The sequence below is a fragment of the Bradyrhizobium algeriense genome (assembly GCF_003062295.1).
Taxonomy (GTDB): Bacteria; Pseudomonadota; Alphaproteobacteria; order Rhizobiales; family Xanthobacteraceae; genus Bradyrhizobium; species Bradyrhizobium algeriense.
In genome coordinates, this window is record NZ_PYCN01000096.1 from 1 (window position 1) to 4,538 (window position 4,538).

General features: G+C 61.7%; 6 protein-coding genes and 2 pseudogenes. 6 read left to right on the top strand and 2 right to left on the bottom strand.

The genetic code is table 11. From position 1 onward, the window contains the following. The 3 genes from C7G61_RS42145 to C7G61_RS42155 form a co-directional block, all read left to right on the top strand. Nucleotides 1–290 (top strand): tyrosine-type recombinase/integrase (locus C7G61_RS42145; protein WP_145963814.1); only part of this gene is annotated, 290 nt, incomplete at its 5' end. A gap of 74 nt (nt 291–364) precedes the next feature. Then, on the top strand, nt 365–595 hold the full coding sequence (locus tag C7G61_RS42150) for an acyl carrier protein (protein WP_108523357.1): 231 nt from the start codon (nt 365–367) through the stop codon (nt 593–595). 232 nt (nt 596–827) lie between these two features. Beyond that, nucleotides 828–2,171 (top strand): IS1182 family transposase, encoded by a 1,344-nt coding sequence (locus C7G61_RS42155; protein WP_108523358.1) that lies wholly within the window; start codon nt 828–830, stop codon nt 2,169–2,171. A 10-nt stretch (nt 2,172–2,181) separates the two neighbouring features. Here the strand turns inward: C7G61_RS42155 and C7G61_RS46835 are convergent, their stop codons facing one another. Beyond that, the gene (locus C7G61_RS46835) at nt 2,182–2,385 is read right to left on the bottom strand and encodes a hypothetical protein (RefSeq protein ID WP_244608772.1); all 204 of its coding nucleotides are present in this window, start codon (nt 2,383–2,385) and stop codon (nt 2,182–2,184) included. Here C7G61_RS46835 and C7G61_RS45405 point away from each other — a divergent pair. Beyond that, nucleotides 2,311–2,466, top strand: coding sequence for a hypothetical protein (locus C7G61_RS45405; RefSeq protein WP_190242264.1), 156 nt, complete (start codon nt 2,311–2,313; stop codon nt 2,464–2,466). The genes C7G61_RS46835 and C7G61_RS45405 overlap by 75 nt on opposite strands. A gap of 1,028 nt (nt 2,467–3,494) precedes the next feature. Continuing rightward, nucleotides 3,495–3,740 (top strand): annotated as a pseudogene (locus C7G61_RS47320) (DUF736 family protein); the annotation flags it as partial. 138 nt (nt 3,741–3,878) lie between these two features. Here C7G61_RS47320 and C7G61_RS42180 read toward each other — a convergent pair. Then, nucleotides 3,879–4,154 (bottom strand): DUF736 domain-containing protein, encoded by a 276-nt coding sequence (locus tag C7G61_RS42180; RefSeq protein ID WP_108523360.1) that lies wholly within the window; start codon nt 4,152–4,154, stop codon nt 3,879–3,881. A 257-nt stretch (nt 4,155–4,411) separates the two neighbouring features. Between C7G61_RS42180 and C7G61_RS42190 the strand changes: the two are divergent. Then, nucleotides 4,412–4,538 (top strand): annotated as a pseudogene (locus tag C7G61_RS42190) (transposase); the annotation flags it as partial.

The window sequence follows — 4,538 nt, forward strand, 5'->3', positions numbered from 1 at the left end:
ACACCGAGTTTCCCCAGACCGCGATCTTTGGTCGTTCACACCGCCGCCTCGCGCCGCACATCTATTCAGAGCAGGAGGTCTGCGACCTTATTGCTGCCGCTTCGCGGCTGACTCCCAAGGGCGGATTGCCTCCGGCGACCTATGCGACACTCTTCGGGCTGATCGCCGCTACGGGGCTGCGCCGATCGGAAGCCCTCGACCTACACTGCGGCGATGTCGATCTCGCCGGAGCGGTCCTTACGGTTCGGAACACGAAGTTCCGCAAGTCCAGGCACAAGTGCCTTTCATGACAGTGGACGGCCCTGCTACGGCGGACTGAATGACGAGCCGTTCTTGCCATGATGCAACGATGCGGGCTTGAAACATGATCGACATTGCCGTACGCGCCAGGATTATCGTGGTCGAACAGCTTGTTGTTGATCCCGATGAAGTGGTGGATAATGCCAGCCTCATCGAAGACCTTGGCGCCGATAGCCTAGACATGGTCGAATTGGTGCTCAAATTTGAGCGGGAGTTTGGTTTCGAGATTTCCGATGATGCTGTTGAGTGTATTTTGAGCGTCGGCGATGCGAACTCACTAAGAAACATGCAGTGACGTAGCGGACACTTCCGCAACCACGCCGGGATGCGGGCATCCACGCAAGGCCGGGCAGAGTGATCGAGGAAATCCGAGTGTAATGACGCTACGCCTTTTAACTCCTTAGCCGTGGGAGCGCGAGCGCAGCACTGTCGGTCCGCGCTGCTCACTGCACCAGCTAATCAACCCCTAGGAGCCTGTCTGAGTAGTGACTGGTCAAGAGGGAGCGAGTCTGATTCCTTGCGCAGCCATGAGCAAGGAATTTCGCCCCTGGAAGATCGACGAGGCCCAGCTTCTGCCGCCGAGCGTGCAGGATTATGTGCCGAGGGACCACGTTTCGCGGCTGATCGTGTCGCTGGTCAGGGAAAGCCTTGATCTATCGGCGATCATAGGCAGCTACCGAAGCGGGCTGGGGCAGCCGCCGTTTGATCCGCGGATGATGACGGCGCTGCTTCTACACGGCTATGCGAGCGGTATCTACTCGTCGCGGCGGATCGCCAGGGCGGCGGTGGAGCGGGCGGATTTCATGATGATCGTGGCGGGCGATGCGCCGGACTTCCGCACGATCTCAGAGTTCCGGCGGCGGCACCTGAAGGCGCTGGCCGACCTGTTCGTGCAGGTGTTGAAGCTGGCCGAGAAGGCCGGGTTGGTGAAGCTCGGGCACGTTGCGCTCGACGGCACCAAGATCAAGGCGAACGCGTCCAAGCACAAGGCGATGAGCTATGATCGCATGAAGAAGCGGGAAGCGGAGCTTGCAGCGGAGGTCGACCGCTGGCTCAAGGCGGCGGAGGCCGCCGATGCGCAGGAGGATAAGCTCTACGGCGACAAGCGCGGCGACGAGATGCCCGATTGGGTGGCCGACAAGCAGAAGCGGCTTGAGAAGATCCGCGAGGCCAAGGCCGCGCTGGAGGCCGAAGCCAAGGCCGCAGCCGAGGCGGAGCGCAAGGCGCGGGCCGAAGCCGAGGAGCGCCGCATCGCCGAAGGGGGCAAAAAGAACGGCAAGACGTCCGCGCCGCCGAACACGGAGCCCGACGGCAAGGCGCAACGCAATTTCACCGACCCGGAAAGCCGCATCCTGAAGACCAAGGACGGTTACATCCAGGGCTATAACGCCCAGGCCGCGGTCGATGGTGCCCATCAGATCATCGTGGCGCAGACGCTGACCAGTTCCTCCAGCGATCAGGCGCAACTGGCGCCGTTGCTCGACGGGATCACGGCCAATCTGGGGACCAATCCCGACGAAGTATCGGCCGACGCCGGCTACTGCTCCGACGCCAATCTTCGCACGATCAAACGGCGGCGCATCGAGGGCTACATCGCCACCGGAAGGCAGAAGCACGGCACCAAATCCGCCACCGCGAAAAAGGCTTCAAGACCCGGCTCGCTGATCGCCAGGATGAGCACCAAGCTCAAGCGCGCCGGCTACCGAAGTCGCTACCGCTTGCGCAAGCAGATCGTCGAACCCGTGTTCGGACAGATCAAACAGGCAAGAGGGTTCAGGCAATTCCTGCTGCGCGGCATCGAAAAGGTCAGCGCAGAATGGGCGCTCATCTGCACCGCTCACAACCTCGTCAAGCTCGCAAGGGCCGCCTGAGCCGCCATTATCAAGATAAAACTGCCTTCCCAAAGCTAACTGGACAGGCTCCTAGATGATATGCCGCCCGGCTGCCTGCGTGTCGGCGCCGCTCGACGAGCGCTCTTGCCGCGCGTTCTGCGGCGCGCGCGGAGCCGAAATGGCCGCCGTCAAGGCTGTCGAAGGCGCGTTCGGACGAGAAGAAGCGAAAACCGCGCTCTTCGCTAACGACGATACCCGCGGTTCGATCCGATACTTCGATGACATAGGCTTGCGACATGTGTGCTCAATCGCCGGACTCGGCGCTCCTGTCTGATTGTCGATTGATCTGGATTTGGCGAAACGGTCAACAACAGACGCCGGTCGCCGCCGAGACACAGCGATGGGGCATGCGGCTTCGCATGTCGCGCATCACACTTCCATCGTTCGTTCTCATTGCGGTGACCCTGAGCAGCACAACCTGCCGCTCGTAAATATCCGGCGATACAGCACGCTGGTCAATGAAATGGGTATCCAAAGTTGACGCATCGGCACGACACCGCATTCACGACAGACCACAAAGAAGCAAAGTTATAGCGACCCCGGTTGCAGATGACCTTTCCGCCGGAACGCGATGGCTCCTGATCAACACCGGATCAAGGCGTGGGACCGACCACTGATTCGCACTCGGACAGGTGGAACACGACGAGTCTTGGCGAGGGTGTAATCATCGACATTATCTGGAGTGAACCTTCCTCACCGAGCTATTCGGCGGAATTACTCTTCTGCATGATACCTCGATCCTCCTCTATGTCGCGCCCGCCACCGTCGTCGGTTACAGCGCCACGCATGAAATCGCCCAGATGGCGATGCCGTCACCCACCTGGCCGACGATCTTCGCGGTCTTCGGCGCCATTGCCGTCGGCATCACGGCGTTCATCTGCTTCACCAATGTGGCCGCGCCCGGACCAGCCGGGCCGGGGCTTGGCGCGGGCCTGATAGCGTCACATCGACGTGGGCGGGACTGGATCAGGAATCCAAAGTGCCCGCGGTCCTCATCGTCGAAACTGGACTGAGAGATGTCCCGCGCCGAGGCTCGGATCATCGCAGCGTGGCCGGATTCGTGGCGGTCGTCGAGGCGGTATGGACCAAACGGCGACGGCTCACAGATACGGCCAGCGACTCGTGAACGGGGCGTGCTGCCGTGCGGAAGCGGAGATCCGTGGACTGATCTGGCCGAAGGCCGGCTGAAGCCTCGACCGCCTATGGCGCAACAGCGGCGTCACAACTTTCTTCCCCTGCCGGCTGCGCCGTCATTCCTCGCGAAACAAGAAAGTTTCTCCTTTGCTGTCGAGCCCCTTCGGGGTGCGCCGTCGATCGCCTCCGGCCTGTCGATCACCATCGAGGCCGCAATGGTGCGGGCTCGAAAGACAGAGATCAAGGAGAACCACCATGGCGACCATCGGCACCTTCAAGAAGACCGGCGACAACGAGTACGTCGGCGAAATCGTCACCCTCTCGGTCCGGGCCAAGAACGTCCGGATCGTCCCCGAAACCAGCCGCTCGGGCGAGAACAGCCCTAGCCACCGGGTCTACTGCGGCCGAGTCGATTATGCGTAGCGCGGGATTATGCGGAGTCGTTGGCTGGTAGCCGCGGTTTTCCCGGGCTTTTGTGCCTGTGCCGCTCCGCATAATAACGAGGGCTCTGTCCGCGGCGTCCCGCGATGTTGCGAGACGCCGCGGTGTAGGTCAGCGCGACCAGATCAGTGCAAACTCGCCATTGTCGCCTTCGAAGAGGTTAGCGTAGATGGGCGCGGTGAAGGACGGATCGTCGAGCTTGACTGAGTGGTAAGTGCGGTCGTCCTTCGAAGTCCGGCGCCAGGCGGCACCGATCTCGACACCTGAGACGATCACGCGCAGGTCTGGCGCCTTCTCGCTGGTGGAGGCGGGATCGCTGGGGACGAGGCGCGCCTTGGCATCGATCGCGAGCGTCTTGATGGTGCCGGTATATACGCCACTTACCATCGTCGAGAGGATGCGGCTGCTTGCGAGTTGGACGCACTGGGCGCGCGGGGAAGGTTACACGCTGGCTGCAATCCGTGAGGCGCACGCGGCCTCGTTCTCCTTGATCGAAGCGGGACATCGGCCGCGCTTCCGCGGCGACCTCAACAAGGACGCGGTCGAGTGCGCCAAGCTGTTCATCGCCTACCTTGAGGATCAAGGGGTGTTGACGCGATTACCGACCAAATCGGCGGCGCCACTGGTTCTCGAATTTGCGGCTTGTTCAACCGATGGCGGCACGCGCCAGCGGGGTCGGTTACGATCAGCTCCATCATTTCGTCGCTGCCGGAGTTTGGGACAGTGCTCCACTCGAGGCTGCCCTGCTGAAGGAGGCAGACAGATTGGTTG

Coding starts and splice junctions, on each gene's coding strand:
- C7G61_RS42150 (WP_108523357.1), top strand. CDS start 365: ATGATCGACATTGCCGTACGCGCCAGGATTATCGTGGTCGAACAGCTT.
- C7G61_RS42155 (WP_108523358.1), top strand. CDS start 828: ATGAGCAAGGAATTTCGCCCCTGGAAGATCGACGAGGCCCAGCTTCTG.
- C7G61_RS45405 (WP_190242264.1), top strand. CDS start 2,311: ATGGCCGCCGTCAAGGCTGTCGAAGGCGCGTTCGGACGAGAAGAAGCG.
- C7G61_RS42180 (WP_108523360.1), bottom strand. CDS start 4,154: ATGGTAAGTGGCGTATATACCGGCACCATCAAGACGCTCGCGATCGAT.